Below are 19,204 nucleotides of genomic sequence, written 5' to 3' on the forward strand. Positions count from 1 at the left end.
TCCATAGAATCCACTCTCAATTATTAAAATCCAACTATAGTTAAAGGCACTTGGGAATTGGCCGAGTGCCTTATTTATTGACTATCAACCTATCCATATTTAGGTTAAAATGTAACTAGTTAACTGTTTCAAGGAGGACCCTAATTGATTTATGCTATAAAATTTTTGTATAGTTTTTTCCTGCCCCCGGGCATTTTTATTCTTTTACTGTGGGCGGCGGTTTTTTGGCTCTATAAGAAAAGAAATAAGAACGGGGCCAGACTTGCACTTATTTTTTCTTTACTACTATATCTTCTCTCGACAACATGGATTGGCCAACTCGCCATACATCAACTGGAATACGCTTATACTCCTCCGCCCCAGAAACCCAATGGTGATGTAATCGTAATGCTTGGCGGCGGCGGTGTTACATCCCCTGATATGGACGGGACAACAGGAATTTTATCCGGCGCTGCTTCTAACCGGCTGCTGACCGCTGCCCGGCTCCAAATAGAAACGAACCTTCCTCTAATCATTTCCGGCGGACAGGTGTATCCGGATACCGGGAATGAGGGGAATATTGCGAAGCGGCAGTTATTACAGCTGGGAATCCCGGAAAATAAAATTATCATTGATGACAAAAGTTTAAATACCGAGCAGAATGCCAAGTATACGAAAAAATTGATGGAGAAACACCATTTTGAAAAACCGATTTTAGTCACTTCAGCCTTCCATATGAAACGTTCCGTCCTTTGCTTTGAAAAAGTTGGCATCCCAGTGGTCCCATTTCCCGCAGATTATCGTACTGGCCGAATCATATCTGTTTATTTGAACAAATTTGCACCTGGGGATTTTGAGAACTTACATATTACAGCAAAAGAATGGCTTGGAATTTTAGTGATCAAGCTAAAAATGATTGGGAATAAAGACGACAAGGATGCAGCCGCTGAGGCTGCATCCTTGTCGGTTCTATACTCAGATTCTCACGATCCACTATGGCTAAACTGGGACAATGAACCTGTCCCCATGTCCCACCATTTTACTCTCCGTTGTTTTCTTCGCGGGTATTGGTTTGGCCATTTTTCACTTCTTTTTGATTCTCGACTTTTTGGACGGCAGAGGTTTGGTTGAGTCCCTGCTCTTCCCTTTGTTTTTTCAGTTCAAAGTAGGCATCCATGATCTGCTTCCCGATTTTGTAGTTGATGTTCGGGTTGTGTGCATCTTCCTGATACGCCCATGGGACGACTACGGAGAAGGCTACTTCCGGATGGTCGTTAGGGGCATAGCCGGCGAGCGTCAGATTCCAGGTCATCGGAATTTCTTTGCCTGCTTTGACGAATTCCGCCCGTTTCGGCCCATCATACAATCCTTGGGCTGTCCCTGATTTGGCAGCAGGGCTGTAAGTTGTTTTTACTGAACTGTATCTGGAAGTATAGAAGGTCGAATAAGCTGTTCCGCCCGGCTCCTGGGCAACTTGCCTGAATCCTTCCTGCACCCGTGCAATCCATTCCGGCTTCATATCGAGTGTATTCAGCACCTTTGGCTCGACTTCTTCAATGATCGGACCGATTTCACCCGGATCTTTAACCGGTTCACGGATTTCTTTCAACACGTGCGGTTCCATACGATATCCGCCGTTTGCAATCGTAGAAATATATTGTACGAGCTGAAGCGGTGTGAATGTATCATACTGGCCGATGGCAAAGTCGAGCAGGAGTCCAGGCAGTTTGACCTTACCCTCATATCCAACCTGTTCATCTGGCAAATCAATCCCGGTCCTTACACCAAGACCGAATTGTCTGAAGCAGTTCCGCATCGTATCAAAGGCGCTTAAATCCAATGGCAATGCAGCATGCGGACGGTAAACACCATGCCCAATCCGGATAGCGGTTTTAAACATGTACACGTTGGATGATCGCTTCAGGGCAGTCAAATCATTGATGTTCCCCATGTTGACATAGGATTTTTTCCTTGGTGTATCGGCAATATACAGCGGCTCATCGTAAATATAATCCCCTGGTTTAATGGCTCCTGTTTTATACCCGGTCAGGACTGTTGCACCTTTTACAGCAGACCCTAGGGCATAAGAGGTGGTATAAGCCCCTTGAGTAAAATCCTTTAGTATCGGCTTTCCGGTTTCATCATCTATGCCATATTGCCTTCCCGCCATGGCTAAAATTTCTCCTGTATAAGGGTTCATCATTGTAACGAATGCACGGTCCAAGAGCTCGTGTCCCGGGGATTTTATAGCCGCCCACAACTCTTTAGATAAAATTTCATCCACTTTTTTCTGGAGTTCCATATCAATGGAAAGGACGATATCTTTTCCTCTCTGCCCTTCGGAAACCGTTTCAGAACTGATGACATTGCCTGATTTATCCGTTAGATTTAAAATCTTCCCTTTTTCCCCTTGAAGAATATCTTCATACTGCAGCTCCAAGTTGCTCTTGCCAACCCGGTCGTTCCGGCTGTATCCTTTGGCAATATAGTAAGGGGCAAGTTCTTTGGACAGACCTTCGCTTTTGTCAGAAACATTCCCCAATATGGTTTTCAGCGTGGATCCATAAGGATAATAACGATCCCAATCCGTCGTGATATTCACCCCTGGCAAAGATTCAAGATGAGCACTTACCCGGGCAAATTCTTCATCGGTTACATTCTGGTTCTTTATTGTCTGTGGAACGAGATTGTAGCCGCCAATCATTTGCCGGTAAATAGCCAGCACTTCAAGATCGGATTTCGACAGCATTTTTAATTCTTCTTCCTTGATGCGCTTTAGTTGAAGATCATAGATTTGGTCGCTGTCCAGCTTCTTCTCTTTAAACTTATCCCACTCTTCTTTTGTGATTTTTTCTTTTGCTTCATTTGGATGCTTCATAATCCAAAAGTCTTTCATTTCCCGCTCTGTGACTTTATTTGTAGGCTGATTGATCATCGTGGCAAGCTCTCTGGCAACCTTCAGCATATCTTCCTGCTTTGTGGATTGCGTCCTCGTGTAAGTGATGGCATTTAATGGAGTGTTATCTACGATGGCTTTGAAGTTTTTATCAAACATCTTCCCACGCGGGGACGACATCGGCACGGTGACGTCTTCAATACGCTCCACTTCTTTTTTGTAATCCTGACCGAACACAATCTGAACTACACCAAGACGCAAGATCAGTAAAGAAAATAATAAAAATACGGCAAAAAACAGTAAATTAATCCTGACTGGTATAAATCCCTTTTTCTTCTTTTTTTCAGTATTAGTCACACTGCACATCCCTTTTCCATTAGAGTCATCCGCAAAACCACGGCCAGCATTCTCCCAAACTATTTATTACCATTATAGTAAATTAAACCATAATTTACTAGGGAAGGAAGGGATTCGACAAAAATCGGGTGGTGCCTGTCACCACCCGATTTATTTGGTATAATGTGTAGCAGATTAATTACTTTTAAAGGATGAATTGGTAAATGATGATTTCGGTGGTAGTACCATGTTTCAATGAGGAATTGGGTTTGAAAGCCTTTTATAAGAATATAACTGAGGTTTTGGCCTACGAAGGATATAGATATGAAATTATTCTTGTAAATGACGGAAGCAAAGATCTTACAAAGGATATTATAATAGATTTGGCTCATGATGATGCGCACGTTAAGTATATTTCTTTTAGCAGGAATTTTGGTAAGGAAGCAGCAATGCTTGCAGGTCTCCGATATGCTTCAGGTGATGTGATGATCATCATTGATGCAGATTTACAGCACCCTCCTTCCCTGATTCCAGAAATGGTCCTTGGTTATGAGAAGGGCTATGATCAAGTTATCGCGAAGAGAAATCGGCAAGGCGAAGCACCGCTGCGAAAATATTATTCTCAAAGCTTCTACAAATTCATCAATTATTTTGTGGATGTGAAACTGGAGAATGGTGCAGGCGACTTTAGACTCCTCAGTCGAAAGGCTGTAGATTCCCTGCTGGAGCTGAATGAGTATAATCGCTTTTCAAAAGGTTTATTCAGCTGGATCGGTTTCAAAGAATATATCATTCATTATGATAATGTCCTGCGAGAGCACGGCGAAAGCAAATGGAGTTTTTCCAAGCTGCTGAACTATGGCATCGACGGAATCATTTCTTTTAATAATAAGCCCCTGCGTTTAGCTATTTATCTTGGGTTGATGATAACTTCCTTATCCGTTATTTATATTTTCGCTATGCTTATCCGCATTTTCTTATATGGCATTGATGTGCCCGGTTATTTCACAACCATTTCAGCAGTCCTATTTCTCGGGGGAATCCAGCTTACTTTCATGGGCATGATCGGGGAGTATATCGGACGAATTTATTATGAAACAAAGCAGCGTCCTCATTATATTATTGAAGAACTTAATATAGAAAAAGCACATATTCAAAAGAAAGAAAAAGCCAATCTGTATCGATAGGATGGAAAAATGATCATGTTTAACCAAATCATTAGATTTATCATAGTTGGATGCATCAATACCTTAACTTATTATATACTTTATCTTTTATTCCAAAGTGTCCTGGGAATTTATTATTTAGCCTCCCACATAATGGCTTTTCTCATCAGCATGGTTGGCTCGTTTTACATGAATTCCTATTTCACTTATAAAACAAAGCCAACACTGAAGAAATTTTTACAATTCCCGCTTACATATGTGGTGAATATTACTGTAACAACTTCAGCCATTTATATTCTTGTAGAACTTTTTCACTGGAATGAACAAATATCACCGCTTCTGGCATCTTTACTGGCCATTCCATTTACATTTGCCATTTCACGATTCATACTAACCAAATAATCCTTTGTTGTTGGAGGTAACTATTTTGTTGCACAAATTAAAGTTATACGTATTTCCCGCTTTCCTGATGCTATCAGCAGCTCTTGGTATGCATCTTTATTTTTTTATGTCTGGGGCTTTATTTTCACCAACCGGAAGAGATACGGTTGAACAATATTTGATTTTCCATGATTACCTCCATCATGCCTTTAGAGATGGACATTTTTTTTGGTCTTGGAATTACGGGCTTGGCGGGGATTTATTCGGCCAGTTCATCTATTACTACAGTACGTCCATTTACTTTTGGTTATCCCTATGTTTTGATGTCCATTCCCTTAAAGATTTAATAGATATCAAGTTTTATATAAGTATTTTCAAATCGTTTCTGGCGATGCAATTTTTCTTCCTTCTGCTTCGCTCCCAGTCACGGTCTATTTTATCCTCATTAGCTGGAGCGCTTGTATATGTGGGCTCTGTTATGTTCTTGCGATATAATTTCTTTTCTGATTTTATGACGGATGCTATGGTATGGCTCCCACTTGCAATATTAGGATTGCATCTGCTATTTGAAAGAAAAAATCCCTATCCATTCCTGATCAGCATCATGGTAATTGTAAGTTCCAACTTTTATTTTGCCTTCATTAATTCCGTGTATATCTTCTTGTATGGGGGAATTTATTATTTCCTGCATAACCGCTCACCCCGGTGGAAGAATTTCTTTTTACATTATTTAAGAATCACCAAAATCTATATGATTGGTTTCCTAATGGGAGCTTTCTCATTCCTGCCAGCCGTTTATCAGTTCCTCCACGCAGATCGGTTCGGAAAAAAAATCGAAATCCCTTTGCTTTTCCAGGCAGATTTTTATAAAGGTATGGTATTCAACTTATTTGTTCATACAAGTACCATAACAGTCCCGATTGCATGCTTATTATTGATACTGATCGGCAGCAGAATAAAAGAGCGTGAAATTCGAATTCGATTTTATTTCACATTATTTTTCATAGTTCTCTACGGCATCCCTGAGGTTTATTCCTTTTTTAACGGGTTTTCTGCCATCCAATACCGTTGGCTCTATTTATTTATTTTTACTGTTGCCCTTTTCATTCCATATGTGTTGGATTGGGTGTCAGAAGAAAAGAAATCTTTCCCTATCTTCACTTCCATTACGGCAGTGGCTTTAGGAATATGTTTTTTTAAAAAACTTTCTACACCAAATGAAGTTGATGGAAGCCATATTTTTTATATTGCTCTTTTTATGATGTCATTTGTTTTATTAGTTCTCGTAAAAAAAATTCCCACAAATGTTTTAAAAGGGACATTTTTAACTTTAATCCTGATTAATATTATTTGGACAAACTATTATTCTTTTAAAATGGAGCTAGGATCATTTAAAGAGGCAAGAGCTTCAGGTGATAAAGTATTCGGGCCGACCGGAGTTGATAATAAAGCGGCGCAAAGAATAATTGATTATATACATAATCGCGACTCTTCCTTTTATCGAATCATGTGGGCTGATAATTTATTTACCGGCCATCACAATGCCCAGCTATTATACAGATATAATGGATTCAGCGCCTATCAAAGCTTGATACCCTATAATGTCTCACGGTTTCTAAAGGAACATTATTCAGTCTTGCAAATGGATTCCCCCAGCCAATTTAAAAATCTAGACGGACGGACCTTTTTGGAAAATATGCTGGGGACTAAATATTATGTTGTTCCTCCCGGCAGTTCATATACACCATACGGATACAAGAAGATTAACGATTTGAATGGCTACTCCATTTATGAAAATAAAAATTCTCTTCCCGTCGGGTTCATGTATGAGGAAGGAATCGATGAAAATACATTCAATACGCTAAATGCAGCTGAAAAAGATCAGCTTCTCTTGGCGGGAGCGGTAACGGAGGAAGCTCCTGAAAAACTGGGGATGAAGAATTTCAACCTTGATCAGCTCCAGACAATGGTACTTCATGATGGTCTCGTTGGTACCACACTTCAGAATGTGAAATATGATGGGGATTGGCTGGCTGCTGGCAAAAAGGCAACTATCGTCATCCCATTAAGTGCCCCTGCAAGCAAGTTAGCAGGAGAATTTTTGACAGAGTTCAATATTGAATCAAAGAATGGCGATGGATTTACTGTATCGATCAATGGGAAGACATTGATTAAGAGAGATTCTTCAGAGCCCTACTCTCTTCCTCAAACCCATTTTGTAATGAACCTTGGTACTCATCTTTATAAAAACACCGTTTATATCAGTCTTTCACCTGGAAAGTATAAAATAAGTTCATTACAGGTTTTATTTAACTCTCTCGATACCCTGCAAAAAAGGACGTCTGAAAGAAAAGCTATCGCTTTAAAGGACATTCAATACGGACCAGAAAATTTGCAAGGAACAATCCATTCGGAAAATGGCGGCCTCCTCTATATGTCCATCCCTTACAGCAAAGGATGGAAAGTTAAAGTAGATGGGAAAGAAGTCAAACCAATCGAAACCAATTTTGCTTTTATCGGGGTGCCAATAACAAGAGGGGACCACAAAGTGGAATTAACATACGTCACTCCCTACTTTAAAATCGGCCTTTCCATTTCGCTCATAACCCTGCTGGCATGCATAGTCTACTATCTTTATAAGAGGAATAAGACAATCAGTAAAAATGAGGGGGATTCATTGCACAATTCGACAAAACCCGGGACGTGACAGTCACCTGTAGTGTCATGGAAATAAAAGGATATTAACGCCAGGTTAGCATTATTCCGTTTTTTTGTTATAATAGTGAATCGTAAGAGTAATGAGGAAACGTTAAATCCTAAGATTATATCTTGCAAATATTAATCGATAGGTGGAATAAGCTATGACAACTGAAAACAATCAATACAGGGTACTTCTTTACTATAAGTACGTTGAGATTGAAAATCCTGAGGAATATGCAAAAGAGCATAAAGAGCTCTGCAGAAGCCTCGATCTTCTTGGGCGCATTTTGATCGCTAGAGAAGGAATCAACGGTACGGTTTCCGGTACAATCGAGCAGACCGATGCTTATATGGAAGCAATGAAAAACGACCCTCGCTTCGCTGATACAGTATTCAAAATCGATGAAGCTGAAGGACACGCTTTCAAGAAACTGAAAGTTCGCTACCGTCCGGAGCTTGTAACGCTGCGACTTGAAGACGATGTGAATCCGAACGAATTAACAGGAAAATATTTAAGTCCGAAAGAATTTTTCGAACAGATTCAAGAGGAAGATACAATCCTTCTTGATGCTCGAAATGACTACGAATTCGACCTTGGGCATTTCAAAGGCGCTATTCGTCCTGATATCGAAAATTTCCGCGACCTTCCTGATTGGGTCCGCGAAAATAAACATATGTTTGAAGGCAAGAAAATCATTACGTATTGCACTGGCGGAATCCGCTGCGAAAAATTCTCCGGATGGCTTCTAAAAGAAGGCTTTGAGGATGTGGCTCAGCTGCACGGTGGAATCGTCACTTACGGTCAAGACCCAGAAGTACAAGGCGAACTTTGGGACGGCCAACTTTACGTATTCGATGAAAGAATTGGGGTTCCTGTCAATCGCAAGGAGCACGTGGTTGTCGGAAGAGATTATTTCTCAGGGGAACCATGTGAGCGCTACGTGAACTGCGCAAACCCATTCTGCAACAAGAAAATCCTTTGCTCTGAAGAAAACGAGCATAAGCATATGCGCAGCTGCTCCCACGAGTGCCGCACGCATCCAAACAACCGCTATATCGTTGAGCACAACTTAACTGAAGAAGAAGTAGCTGAGCGTATGGCTGTACTTGAAAAAGAAGCAGTTACTGCTGAATAAATGAATTGAAGGCATCTCGTTTTCCGGGGTGCCTTTCATTTCTGCAAAATGGTATATTTCTACTAGAGAGGTGTTGATTTAAATGGAGACAAATCAAGTACTTCAAGCGATAAAAGAGTTGAGTACACAAATGAACGAGAGATTTGATCGACTGGAATCTAGATTTGAGAAAGTGGAATCAAGGCCATATAAGATTGAGACCAGTTTTGATAACATTGAATCAAAAGTGGATCAAATGGAATCAAGATTAGACAGACTTGAAGAAGGCCAGCAAGTCATCAAGGATCAACTTGATCTTCTTGTAAAGGAGCATTGGGAAAATAAGACGGATATTCATAAACTAAAAAAAATCATCCGCATAGCCCAAAACTGATTCGACCTCTATATTTACTCTTCTTTATGACAAACAAAAACTATTAACTACAACGTTTAAAACCGCGAATATCCTACAAAAAGAAAAATTCCAATTCAAAAACCCGCTCTGCCATTTCAGTGGCATCAGCGGGTTATTTATTTTCTATCAATCGACAAAAACCGGGGCGTGTCCCTTCCCCTTCACGACAGGATGTATAGCATAATCGGCAGGGTCAGGATGCTGAGCAGGGTGCTGACGAGTGTGACGGAAGATACGAATTCCGGCTTGGTGTTGAATTGCAGAGCAAACATAGTTGTGTTTGCTGCAGTGGGCATTGCTGCCATCAGGATCATGATGTCCTTCACCACTTCTGAGACCGGCAGCATGAATGCAAATACCACGGCGAGAAGCGGTGAAATCAAGAATTTGATGAGCAGAGCAATCGTCATTTTTTCAATTTCTAACGACCGCAGTGAAATGCTCGCGAGTTGCATTCCCAAGATGATCATGATGGTCGGGATTGTAGCATCGGCAATCATATCGATTGGCTTGTAGATTTCTTTCGGCATCTTCACATGCGAAAGCTGAACAGCTAATCCAAGGATTGCGCCATAAACGACCGGCATCCTTATAACAGAACCAATGGCGACTCTGAAACCGGCATTCTGATGCTCACTCCCTTTTGCCGCATAATAAAGACCGACTGTACTCATTATCAGCTGCTGGATGACCATCAGGATGACCGCCACGTCAAATCCCGCTGCTCCGAACGCAAACAAAGCGACCGGCGTCCCGTAATTTCCATTGTTCATGAAGACGGAGCACAGAATCATCGAACTCGTTTCACTCCGGGAATACTTTTTGAAATAAGCCACCACATAGACAATGGCGATCAGTCCAAAGCACAGTCCTAGTGCAAAAATCGTTAAATATAAGTAATCGAGATCCACATTATTTTTATAAAAAGTCCGAAAAGCAAGGAACGGCGACATCAAATAAAGGGCCATGGTCGATAATTTACGGGGTTCAAACCCTATGACCTTTTGACCGATGAAGCCTATGCCAAAAATGATAAAAACGGGGATCAGTATCAAAACAAATTGCAAATCATTCATCTCCAATAAAATTCCACATTATGTATGCAGACTCATTCTATCACACCTGTAGTCTGCATGAAAATTTCCTAAGTCAAAGAGTTTTGTTTCGCAGGTCCCTTTGTTTATTAGCCAGCCCATCTGCAGCGGCTCGCCATTTTTCGATGCACCCTTCAAGTGCACATTTTCTTTCCTCAATCATCCTTTTCACTTCGACTGGGGCCGGTCCTCCCTGTATTGAGCGGATTTTTACAAAATACTCCGGAGAGATGACTCGTTCCCACTGTTCTTTTCCCAGCGAAACTTGCACCCCGAATTCCTGGATGATGTTATTGATTTCAGAGACTGTCCAGTCATAGAGCTCTTTTCCTTCCATAACGCTTCTTTTGGCAATGGAGCTCGCAATGGAGTGGGCCTTTCGGAAAGAGACATCGTGGTCCCTCGCCAGTGTATCTGCAAGCTCGGTAATGGTGATGCATGATTTAGACGCGCCTTCCATCAGCTTCTTCCCATCTACCTTCAACGTCGTAATAACAGCCCGCATCAAGTTCAGCACGCGGATCGCTTTATCCGCCGCCCGGTATAGTTGGGGCTGCAGGTCATCCTCCGTGTCCACGATGTCGCCAAATGGGGTGTTGTGAATCATATTCATCGCTGCGAGTGCATCACTGTAAGCACTGCTCGCCAATGAACGGGCATGTTCAATGGAGACAGGGTTCCGCTTTTGAGGCATGATACTGCTAACTTGAACATACGGATCGGCCACCCGGAACGCACCGTATTCCCGTGTGACATACTGGAGGAAATCATTGGTCCATCGGCCAGTGTCCACCATCAGGACCATGATAGACGATGCCGACTCCAGTAAATAATCTGCCCCGGCAATGGCGTCATAGGAGTTTTCTATGGTTTGTCGAAAGCCCAGCAGTTCACATGTTCGAGCCCGTGAAATAGGAAAGCCGGTGGTCGTCAATGCGGCCGCCCCAAGCGGCGATTGATTGACCTGCTCGAACGCTGACCACAGCCGGGTGATATCCCGTTGGAGTACATCATAAATGGCGAGGAAATAGTGGCTTAACGTCGTTGGCTGAGCAGGCTGCGTGTGTGTGTAGCCCGTCATATACGTTTCTGTGTGCTGTTCTGCATGAAATAAGATGGCGTCGCTCAAGGAGTTTGCAGCGTGTATTAAGCTGAGCAGCTTTTCGCGCAGAACCAGCCGGTACATCGCCACCCCCATATCATTCCGGCTCCTGCCCATATGGATTTTTCCAGCCAGTTCCTCCCCTATTTCATCCGCTATCTTCGCTTCCATCATAAAGAAAAGATCTTCAAATTCAGGACTATAGGAAATTGAAGACGGTTCGATTTCAGCGGTTTTCTGAATCCCTTTCAGCATGATGGCTGTTTCCTCTTCCTTTAAAATCCCCTGCTCAGAAAGCATGATCACATGTGCGCGGTGAATATCAAACATTGCCTCAAACAAGTAATCCCGCTGATCCTCAAAAACAGGCTTCAGCACAGACTCCACATACGTCTTACCCGGAAAAATACTCCCTTCCTCCAGCAAAAAATCATCCTGTTCCTTCATTTACAGAGCCTCCCCTTCCAAACCTTCTTGCCCTATTGTATACAGCAGCGAAGCAATTGGAGACACGCACCGCACCGTTCGACAAAAACCGGGGCGTGACAGTCACCTGGAGTGTTACTTTGTCACGTGGGGTGTTAATTCCATCACGCCTATACGCAAAAATAGCGCCCTCTCCGCAGAGGGCGCTATTCTCTAAATCTATTATTTTTATTATTCCGCTGTTTTATTATAGACTTGTCCAAGTTCTTGTTTGAGCATTTCAAGGATTAGTGCAGGATTTGCCTCTTCTCCACTGCTCATACTGATGGATTTTTCCAAAATAGAATGAAGCTCTTTTGTCGTCAAGATGATCATTCCTTTTCGTTTGAATTAGGATATGACCATTAGTTACCCCGAATATTTGAGGGGGAAACCTCATTGATAAATTTACCAACTGGTAAAACGCTTTTCTCCCCTCGTTCCCTTGACGAAAACTCCATCCTCTTTACAAAATTTAGACTCTTGCTAGCTCCTCCAGCACAAATTTCTCCACCACTTCCGCGACCCCGTCTTCCATATTGGAAGCTGTCACGTAATCAGCGATTTCCTTGATGTCGTCAGGTGCATTCCCCATCGCGACGCCAAGCCCTGCAAACTCGATCATCGTCTGGTCATTGTAGCTGTCGCCGACCGCGATCATCTCTTCCTTCTTGATGCCCAATTGACCAATCAAATAATCCAGGCTTGCTCCCTTTGTCACTCCGAGTTCAGTAAACTCCAGGAAAAATGGCTTCGACCGCATCACACTTAAACTTCCGTCAAGTTCCGCCTGCAGTTTCTTCTCGACCTCTGCCAAGCGTTCCCCTTCCTTCAGCATCAATGCTTTGACGACAGGTTCGCGTACTGCATCTTTGAAGCTGGGCACGACCTTGACAGGCAATCCTGTTAATCTACTTTCAACAGACGCAAACTCGTTTTCTTCTTCTACTATAATAGCTCCATCCGCATAAGTAAGGATCCCGACATCTTCCCTCCGGCTAATATCATACAACTGGTGCGCCGTTTCAGTGGAAAGTGCGCGGCTGTAGATTTCTTCCTTCGTCTTCCAATCTATAATTTTTGACCCGTTAAAAGACAATATGAAACTTCCATAGTCGGCAAGATTCAACTCTTCCGCTACCCAGACCATGCCTTCCGTCGGCCTTCCAGATGCAAGGACAACTTTCACTCCTGCCTCCTGCGCTTTGAGAAGCGCATCCTTAGTCCTCTCAGAAATCGTCTGGTCATCCCGCAGCAATGTATCATCCAAATCTAGCACAATCATTTTATATGACATGTTGAAAAACTCCTTCATAGATGTAATCACCATATTATTTGTACCCCTACTATAACACGATAACCCAAGGGACGCAGGGACAGGTTCTTTGTCCCATTTTTTGGGACATGGAACCTGTCCCTGCGTCCCACTTGCGTCCCACGCGCAATATTTGTTTTTATTTTCTAAATAATTATATTAGTATAACTTATAGTATTTTATTCCTTTTTTGTTTTTTACATATATTTATATTTCATTTATGTTACTATTAATTCCGTTGTATTACAGATACATATAAATCTATTCAACGCGGGCCTGAGTTGTAGAGAAATAATGAAAATCTGTGGAAATTAATATTATTGCAAAATAACGGAGGAAATGATAGTGAAAAAGTTTTTTAAATTCGGTTGTTTAGGAATTATTGCTCTTATCGTATTAGGAATTATCATAGCCGTAGCAACAAGCGGTGGAGATGACAGCTCCAATGAACCTGCAAAAGTTGGTGGAGATTCTGCTCAGAAAGAAAAAGCTCAAACGACTTTCAAGATGGGTGACACCATCCAATTGGGCGATCACAAAGTAACTGTTACAAAAATTGATAAGTCTGCTGGAGATGAATTTGAAACACCAAAGAGCGGAAATGAATTTGTCATTGTTCATGTTAGAATTGAAAATGGCGGAAAAGACCAAATTTCTTATAACTCATTTGATTTTCAATTAAAAAACAGCCAAGGTAACATCGTCGATCCTGGCATCATTACAATAGACCAAGATACATCCTTGGATTCAGGTGAACTTGCAGCTGGCGGTAAAGTTGAAGGAACAATCTCTTTCGAAGCGCCTAAGAACGATCCAGATCTAGACCTTATCTTTACACCAAGCTTCTGGTCAGATAAGAAAATCACAATCAACTTAAACTAGAATTATCAGACGGAGTGGGACGCAGGGACAGGTTCCTCGTCCCATCAAAAAAGGAAGAATGGGTACCTAAACCCCATTCTTCCTTTTGCTTTTTTCGTTAATTATCGGATGTGGGACGAGGAACCTGTCCCCCTGTCTCTCAAAGCTTCGTAGACAAATCCTTTTGCTGCGGCTAATTTTTGCTCTGCCGCTTCTTTGCTGCAGCTGCATTTGTGCATGATGATGGCTGCTTTGAGGCTGCCGCCGGACTGTTCGAAGAGAGCTTCTGCTTCTTCACGGGTGCAATCCGTGGCCATTGCGATGATCCTCTTGGCTCGGTCAATCAGCTTTAGATTAGTTGGCTGCACATCCACCATCAAATTCTCATATACTTTGCCCATTTTAATCATGGATGCCGTAGTCAGCATGTTCAGGACCAGCTTCTGCGCCGTTCCTGCTTTCATACGAGTGGATCCCATGATGACTTCCGGGCCGACTTCCACATTGATATGGATTTCAGTAAACTTATTCATCAGAGACATTTTATTGCACGTCAAGGAAACGGTTCTTGCCCCGCATTCCCTCGCCTCTTTCAATGCTCCGATCACATACGGCGTCCTGCCGCTCGCAGCAATCCCGACGACGATATCATCTGAACCGATCCCTTTTGCCTTTAAATCAGCCCGTCCTAAATTTTCGTCATCTTCTGCCCCTTCAACAGCGTGCAGTATCGCCGTGTATCCTCCCGCAATCAGTCCTTGGATCATTTCATCCTCTGTTCCATAGGTCGGCGGACATTCTGCCGCATCCAAGATTCCCAAGCGCCCGCTCGTTCCAGCCCCGACGTAGAACAAACGGCCGCCTCTGCGAAAGCTCTCAACAATGGCATCCACTGCAAGTGTTATAGATGGGATTTCTTCTTTTACCTTTGAAGCAACCGTTTCATCGTGTTTATTTATAGAAGATAAAATCTCTTCGGTTGGCAGCCTGTCAATATACTGAGTTTCTTTATCTCTACTTTCTGTCGCTAGATGTTCTATGGCTTCCATTGCATTCTCTCCCGACTTTTTATTTAATCGCACCTGCTGTCAAACCTTCGATGAACTGCTTCGACATCACGAAGAAAACGATGAGAACCGGTATGATCGACAAAGCAAGTCCCGCAAACAGAAGGCTCCAATCCGTTGTATATTCCCCGAAGAAGCTTGTAATACCCACCGGCACTGTGTAAAGCGCCTCATCTTTTATCAAGATATACGGAAAGAAGAAGTCGTTCCAGAAAGACATAAAGTTAAAGATGGCCACGGTGGACAATGCCGGACGAACCAATGGCAGCATGATTTTATAGTAGATCTGGAAGGAATTAGCCCCTTCGATTTTCGCCGCTTCCACCATTTCTTCCGGGATGCTTTTGAAAAAGGTATATAAAATGAAAATGGAAAATGATAATCCACTTGCGACATAAACCAAAATCAATCCCGTGTATGTATCCAAAAGTCCTAAATCACGGACAAGGATATAAAGCGGAATGATCGCCAATCGAATAGGGAGCATGAGCCCAAGAAGAAAGACGAAAAAAATTACGAAGCTTCCTTTAAATTTAAACCTTGCAAGTACATAGGCAGCCAGTGAAGCCACCAATAAAACAAGGAAAACAGATACGAGCGTCACGAACACACTATTTTTAAAATAGACCCCAAAGTTTGCTTCATTCCAGGCATTAACATAATTAATGAAGGAAAACGACTTTGGAAGCCCATATGGCGACGAAAAAATTTCCTGCGTCGATTTAAAGGAGTTGAAAATGACCAGGATGGCTGGATAAACAACCGTTATAGAATAAGCAATCAGTAATAGGTGGACAATGAGCCAGCTGATTTTTAATTTTCTCGGTAAAATATTCATTTTCTCCCCCCTAATACTTCACATCGAATTTTTTCTGAAGATAAACAGCAATCAGCGATACCGGGATGACGATAATGAACATCATTGTTGCCAAGGAGGCCCCTAATCCCATGCCAGTCGCCGTGCTTCCCATTCCTCCGAATGCGGTACGATAGAATAGCGTCCCAAGCACATCCGTGGAATAGAACGGACCTGCTTCCGATCCTTCTAGAAGGAAAATAAGTTCGAATGTCCCAAAGCTGCCGATAAACGTTAGTACAGCAATGGTCAGCATTGGAGGAAGCAATAGAGGAAAGACAATCTTTGTGAAAATTTTAAACGAAGAAGCGCCGTCCACTACTGCTGCTTCAATCAAGGACTTAGGGATGCTGATCATCGCCGCCAAAAAGACAAGGATTGGGAACCCTAAGCTATGCCATAGGCCAATGCCGATGATGACCGGCAGTGCTGTATGCTCCCCGCCAAGCCATGGAAGTGCGAATTGATCGAGTCCGATTTTTTTCAATAGGTTGTTGATGACGCCCCACTGTGGATTCAGCATCAATCCCCATAAAAAAGCAACAACGGCCAAAGAAAGTGTATGAGGCATAAAAAACAAAGTTTTATAGATTCCGGATCCTCTTATTTTCTGAGACAGCAGATATGAAATGAACATTCCGAAGAAGATGCTGATGATGATGTTGATTACAAATACGATGACATTGTGGCCAAGAGCCCGATAAAACATGGTGGAGAATGGCTCTTCCGTCAACCATTTCATATAGTTGTCCAGCCCCACAAAATGATCCATCGGCCCGATCCCGCTCCATTCGAAGAAGCTCATGATGACGCTGCTAACAAATGGATACAGAATAAAGAGGCCGTAAAGGATAAGGGCAGGCATAAGCATAAGTAAAAACGCGTATTTCTTGATCCCGGAGCCCAGACTTCTTTTTTTCAAAGGCTTTACCGGCATTGGATTTGTTTCTAATTCCAATGGATTGGTCATCCCATTTCCCCCTCTCTTTTGATGCCTAAAAATGACGAGGTGACCCATTGAAGGGCCAGCCTCGCGCATTCATTTATTATTGGAATGGTTTATACCATTTCGACAAGTCTTTTTGAACTTGATCAGCCAATTCCTGCGGAGTCTGCTTGCCAGCAAGCATAGACTGCAATCCGGCAGATAGAAGCGTTGCAATTCCTGGATCCCCATTATCAAAAGGAGATCTGATGCGGAATAATTGGTTGATAGAGTTTTTCTCAAAGCGTTCCATTGCAAGATTCAAAGATTCAGAAGCGTTGGCTGCTTTAATGCCAGGGTATCCAGGAATTTCACCGAATGTATCTGCATAAAGCTGGCCATATTCTTTTGTAGCCGTATAGTTTAGAACTTCCATTGCCAAGTCTTTGTTGTTTGCTTTTGCATTCAGACCGTATCCGCCATCTACGAATGCATAGATGTGAGATTCATCCCCAGCGTTTACCGGAGGAGCCATGAAGCTTCCGATTTTCAAGTCAGGATTTTGTTTTTGGAGTGTATTAACAGCCCAGATTCCATCCAGGATGATAGCAGCCTGACCTTGAGTGAACATTGTTTCCATGTCCTGATAGCTTGCAGCTGAGTAGCCGTCTTGGAAGTATTTTTTCAAATCGTTGATGCGAGTCAAGACATCTACGAACTTCGGATCATTGAATTTATTTTTTCCTTCAATCAATCCTTTAACCCAATCATCGCCCAATGATGTTGCGCCGACTGCATCGGCAATCAGGTTCAATGCCCAGCCTTCACGTCCGGAAACAGCCATCGGCGTAACACCTTTAGATTTCAGGGTATCCATTGTGCTGACCAATTCGCCCCAAGTCTTCGGTTCAGACAGGTTGTATTTTGCAAAGATGTCTTTGTTGTAGAAGAATTGGGAAGTCTGGACTGCAAACGGCACAGCGTATGTTTTTCCGTCAGACTTTACTTGAGACATGATTCCTGGAGAGAAATCCTTCAAGCCGTCAATCTTATCCAAAGGTACGATTTGTTTGGCATCGGAATACTTCGTAATACCACCGCCGCCGCGAAGCGTCAAGATATCCGGCCCTTTTCCGCCATTCATTGCCGTTTGGAGAGTAGCATCATATTGAGTAGGTGTGACACCGCGGAATTTGATTGTGATGTCTTTGCCTTGTTTTTTTAAATTCTTTTCTACTTGTGCCCATATATCTTTATCTTGTGTGCGCCAGCTCCATACTGTAACGGTTTTGCCGTCGTTTTCAGCAGACGATTTACTAGAGCATCCCGCAAGAGAAGCCATCACCATGATTGCAGCTAATAAGGCCGCCATCCACTTTTTCATTGTATTTCCCCCTTTTTTTGTTCCTTGCATTTGTTGAAGCTTCTTACCCCCTTGTCCCCATCACCCCTTTCAAGTAGCTGTTCCTAAGAATTGAGCGCCATAGCCAATAAAGAATGGACGATTTTGCGGAAACGTATGATATCGGTTTCCCGTCCAAAGTGAACGCGGTTTGTCAGCAGGATGACGCCAAGATCAAGTCTTGGATTCAACCATAGTGAGGTGCCGGTGAAGCCGGTGTGGCCGATGCTGTCCTGCGGAAAAATATGACCGACAGGCGAAACATCCTCATCCACAAGCTGCCACCCAATTCCCCGATAAGTGCCTAATTCCTTCGTATAATTCTTGTATGAGGCTTCTAAAGTATATGGAGAAAAAAGTTCCTTCCCCTCGTGTACCCCATTATTTAAGAAGCACTGCGCATACTTGGTTAAGTCCCCCGCCGTTGAAAAAAGTCCTGCATGACCGCTTATCCCGCCAAAAGCCGTGGCATTTTCATCATGAACCGTCCCCCATTCAAAATCCTGAAGATGATCCCGGTATTCGGTTGCAGCAATCTGATTCTTCAGTGATGAATCCGGATTAAAATATGTATTAATCATGCCCAGCGGCTGGTAGATGTACTTCTGACTGAAATCAGCTAGATTCATAGTTGAAATGACTTCTACCAGATAACCAAGCAAGATGAAATTCAAATCGCTGTATATGACTTTTTCATCCGGTTCCAGCGACTTGAACAAATTGGCGATATCCTTGACGGCTTCTTCCGTCGTATACGATTTTCGGTGAAAATTCAAGGAAGCCGGCAGACCGCTCGAGTGCGTGAGCAGATGTTTGATTGTAATATCCTGATTATTGAAGAATGGCAGAAATCGGGAAACCCTGTCATTAAGGTCCAAACTGCCATCCTCAATTAAGCGGAGGACGGAAGGCAGCGTTGCGCATACCTTCGTCAAAGAAGCCAAATCAAAAATCGTATCCGTCTTCATTGGGATGTTCTTTTCAGAATGGGCTGCACCGAATGCTTGTTCATACAGGACACTGTCTTTAGTAATAACAGTGAGAACGGCACCCGGCATTTGCCCGCGGTCAATCGATTCTTTTATGTACTCTTCCAGTTTTGAAATCCGCTCCTGCTTCAGCTTCATTG

At 42.8% G+C, this 19,204-nt stretch carries 17 protein-coding genes; 7 read left to right on the plus strand and 10 right to left on the minus strand.

Translation table 11 applies throughout. From position 1 onward, the window contains the following. The first annotated feature begins 144 nt into the window (after nucleotides 1–144). A complete protein-coding gene (locus tag ABTV07_RS18320) occupies nucleotides 145–1,110 on the plus strand; it encodes a YdcF family protein (protein WP_433745060.1) in 966 nt (321 codons plus the stop codon). Here the strand turns inward: ABTV07_RS18320 and ABTV07_RS18325 are convergent. Beyond that, the gene (locus tag ABTV07_RS18325) at nucleotides 1,019–3,241 is read right to left on the minus strand and encodes a peptidoglycan D,D-transpeptidase FtsI family protein (protein ID WP_433745063.1); all 2,223 of its coding nucleotides are present in this window, start codon (nucleotides 3,239–3,241) and stop codon (nucleotides 1,019–1,021) included. The genes ABTV07_RS18320 and ABTV07_RS18325 overlap by 92 nt on opposite strands. Nucleotides 3,242–3,435: 194 nt before the next feature. Between ABTV07_RS18325 and ABTV07_RS18330 the strand changes: the two genes are divergently transcribed. From ABTV07_RS18330 to ABTV07_RS18350, 5 genes are all read left to right on the plus strand, one after another. Then, nucleotides 3,436–4,398, plus strand: coding sequence for a glycosyltransferase family 2 protein (locus tag ABTV07_RS18330; protein ID WP_433745066.1), 963 nt, complete (start codon nucleotides 3,436–3,438; stop codon nucleotides 4,396–4,398). Between the two features lie 9 nt (nucleotides 4,399–4,407). Next, nucleotides 4,408–4,779, plus strand: a complete 372-nt coding sequence (locus tag ABTV07_RS18335; protein ID WP_433745068.1) for a GtrA family protein — start codon at nucleotides 4,408–4,410, stop codon at nucleotides 4,777–4,779. 25 nt (nucleotides 4,780–4,804) lie between these two features. Beyond that, nucleotides 4,805–7,465: a YfhO family protein gene (locus ABTV07_RS18340; RefSeq protein ID WP_433745070.1), complete on the plus strand. Its 2,661-nt coding sequence runs from the start codon at nucleotides 4,805–4,807 to the stop codon at nucleotides 7,463–7,465. Nucleotides 7,466–7,619: 154 nt separating this feature from the next. Continuing rightward, complete coding sequence (locus tag ABTV07_RS18345) at nucleotides 7,620–8,594, plus strand: rhodanese-related sulfurtransferase (RefSeq protein WP_433745073.1); 975 nt, start codon at nucleotides 7,620–7,622, stop codon at nucleotides 8,592–8,594. 82 nt (nucleotides 8,595–8,676) lie between these two features. Beyond that, a complete protein-coding gene (locus ABTV07_RS18350) occupies nucleotides 8,677–8,967 on the plus strand; it encodes a hypothetical protein (protein ID WP_433745076.1) in 291 nt (96 codons plus the stop codon). A 182-nt stretch (nucleotides 8,968–9,149) separates the two neighbouring features. Here ABTV07_RS18350 and ABTV07_RS18355 read toward each other — a convergent pair whose 3' ends face one another. The 4 genes from ABTV07_RS18355 to ABTV07_RS18370 all read right to left on the minus strand — a co-directional run bounded on the left by ABTV07_RS18355 (nucleotide 9,150) and on the right by ABTV07_RS18370 (nucleotide 12,946). After that, the gene (locus tag ABTV07_RS18355; protein WP_433745079.1) at nucleotides 9,150–10,055 is read right to left on the minus strand and encodes an AEC family transporter; all 906 of its coding nucleotides are present in this window, start codon (nucleotides 10,053–10,055) and stop codon (nucleotides 9,150–9,152) included. A gap of 82 nt (nucleotides 10,056–10,137) precedes the next feature. After that, the gene (argH, locus tag ABTV07_RS18360) at nucleotides 10,138–11,631 is read right to left on the minus strand and encodes an argininosuccinate lyase (RefSeq protein WP_433745082.1); all 1,494 of its coding nucleotides are present in this window, start codon (nucleotides 11,629–11,631) and stop codon (nucleotides 10,138–10,140) included. 210 nt (nucleotides 11,632–11,841) lie between these two features. After that, nucleotides 11,842–11,976: a hypothetical protein gene (locus ABTV07_RS18365; protein WP_433745085.1), complete on the minus strand. Its 135-nt coding sequence runs from the start codon at nucleotides 11,974–11,976 to the stop codon at nucleotides 11,842–11,844. Between the two features lie 148 nt (nucleotides 11,977–12,124). Further along, nucleotides 12,125–12,946, minus strand: coding sequence for a Cof-type HAD-IIB family hydrolase (locus ABTV07_RS18370; RefSeq protein ID WP_433745088.1), 822 nt, complete (start codon nucleotides 12,944–12,946; stop codon nucleotides 12,125–12,127). Nucleotides 12,947–13,309: 363 nt separating this feature from the next. On the opposite strand from ABTV07_RS18370, the gene ABTV07_RS18375 reads away from it, so the two are divergent. Then, the gene (locus ABTV07_RS18375) at nucleotides 13,310–13,846 is read left to right on the plus strand and encodes a DUF4352 domain-containing protein (protein WP_433745090.1); all 537 of its coding nucleotides are present in this window, start codon (nucleotides 13,310–13,312) and stop codon (nucleotides 13,844–13,846) included. 101 nt (nucleotides 13,847–13,947) lie between these two features. Here the strand turns inward: ABTV07_RS18375 and murQ are convergent, their stop codons facing one another. The 5 genes from murQ to ABTV07_RS18400 form a co-directional block, all read right to left on the minus strand. Further along, nucleotides 13,948–14,874 carry an N-acetylmuramic acid 6-phosphate etherase gene (murQ, locus tag ABTV07_RS18380; RefSeq protein ID WP_433745093.1) on the minus strand — a complete coding sequence of 309 codons (927 nt, stop codon included), beginning with the start codon at nucleotides 14,872–14,874 and terminating at the stop codon, nucleotides 13,948–13,950. 19 nt (nucleotides 14,875–14,893) lie between these two features. Then, entirely contained in the window at nucleotides 14,894–15,730 is an 837-nt protein-coding gene (locus ABTV07_RS18385) for a carbohydrate ABC transporter permease (protein WP_433745096.1), read from the minus strand. Nucleotides 15,731–15,740: 10 nt separating this feature from the next. Further along, complete coding sequence (locus tag ABTV07_RS18390; protein ID WP_433745097.1) at nucleotides 15,741–16,718, minus strand: carbohydrate ABC transporter permease; 978 nt, start codon at nucleotides 16,716–16,718, stop codon at nucleotides 15,741–15,743. Nucleotides 16,719–16,794: 76 nt separating this feature from the next. Continuing rightward, the gene (locus ABTV07_RS18395; RefSeq protein WP_433745100.1) at nucleotides 16,795–18,057 is read right to left on the minus strand and encodes an ABC transporter substrate-binding protein; all 1,263 of its coding nucleotides are present in this window, start codon (nucleotides 18,055–18,057) and stop codon (nucleotides 16,795–16,797) included. Between the two features lie 83 nt (nucleotides 18,058–18,140). Then, a complete protein-coding gene (locus tag ABTV07_RS18400) occupies nucleotides 18,141–19,202 on the minus strand; it encodes a serine hydrolase domain-containing protein (RefSeq protein WP_433745103.1) in 1,062 nt (353 codons plus the stop codon). Nucleotides 19,203–19,204 lie beyond the last annotated feature (2 nt).

Origin of the sequence: Falsibacillus pallidus (genome assembly GCF_050990905.1) — a bacterium.
Lineage (GTDB): Bacteria > Bacillota > Bacilli > Bacillales > DSM-25281 > Falsibacillus > Falsibacillus pallidus_A.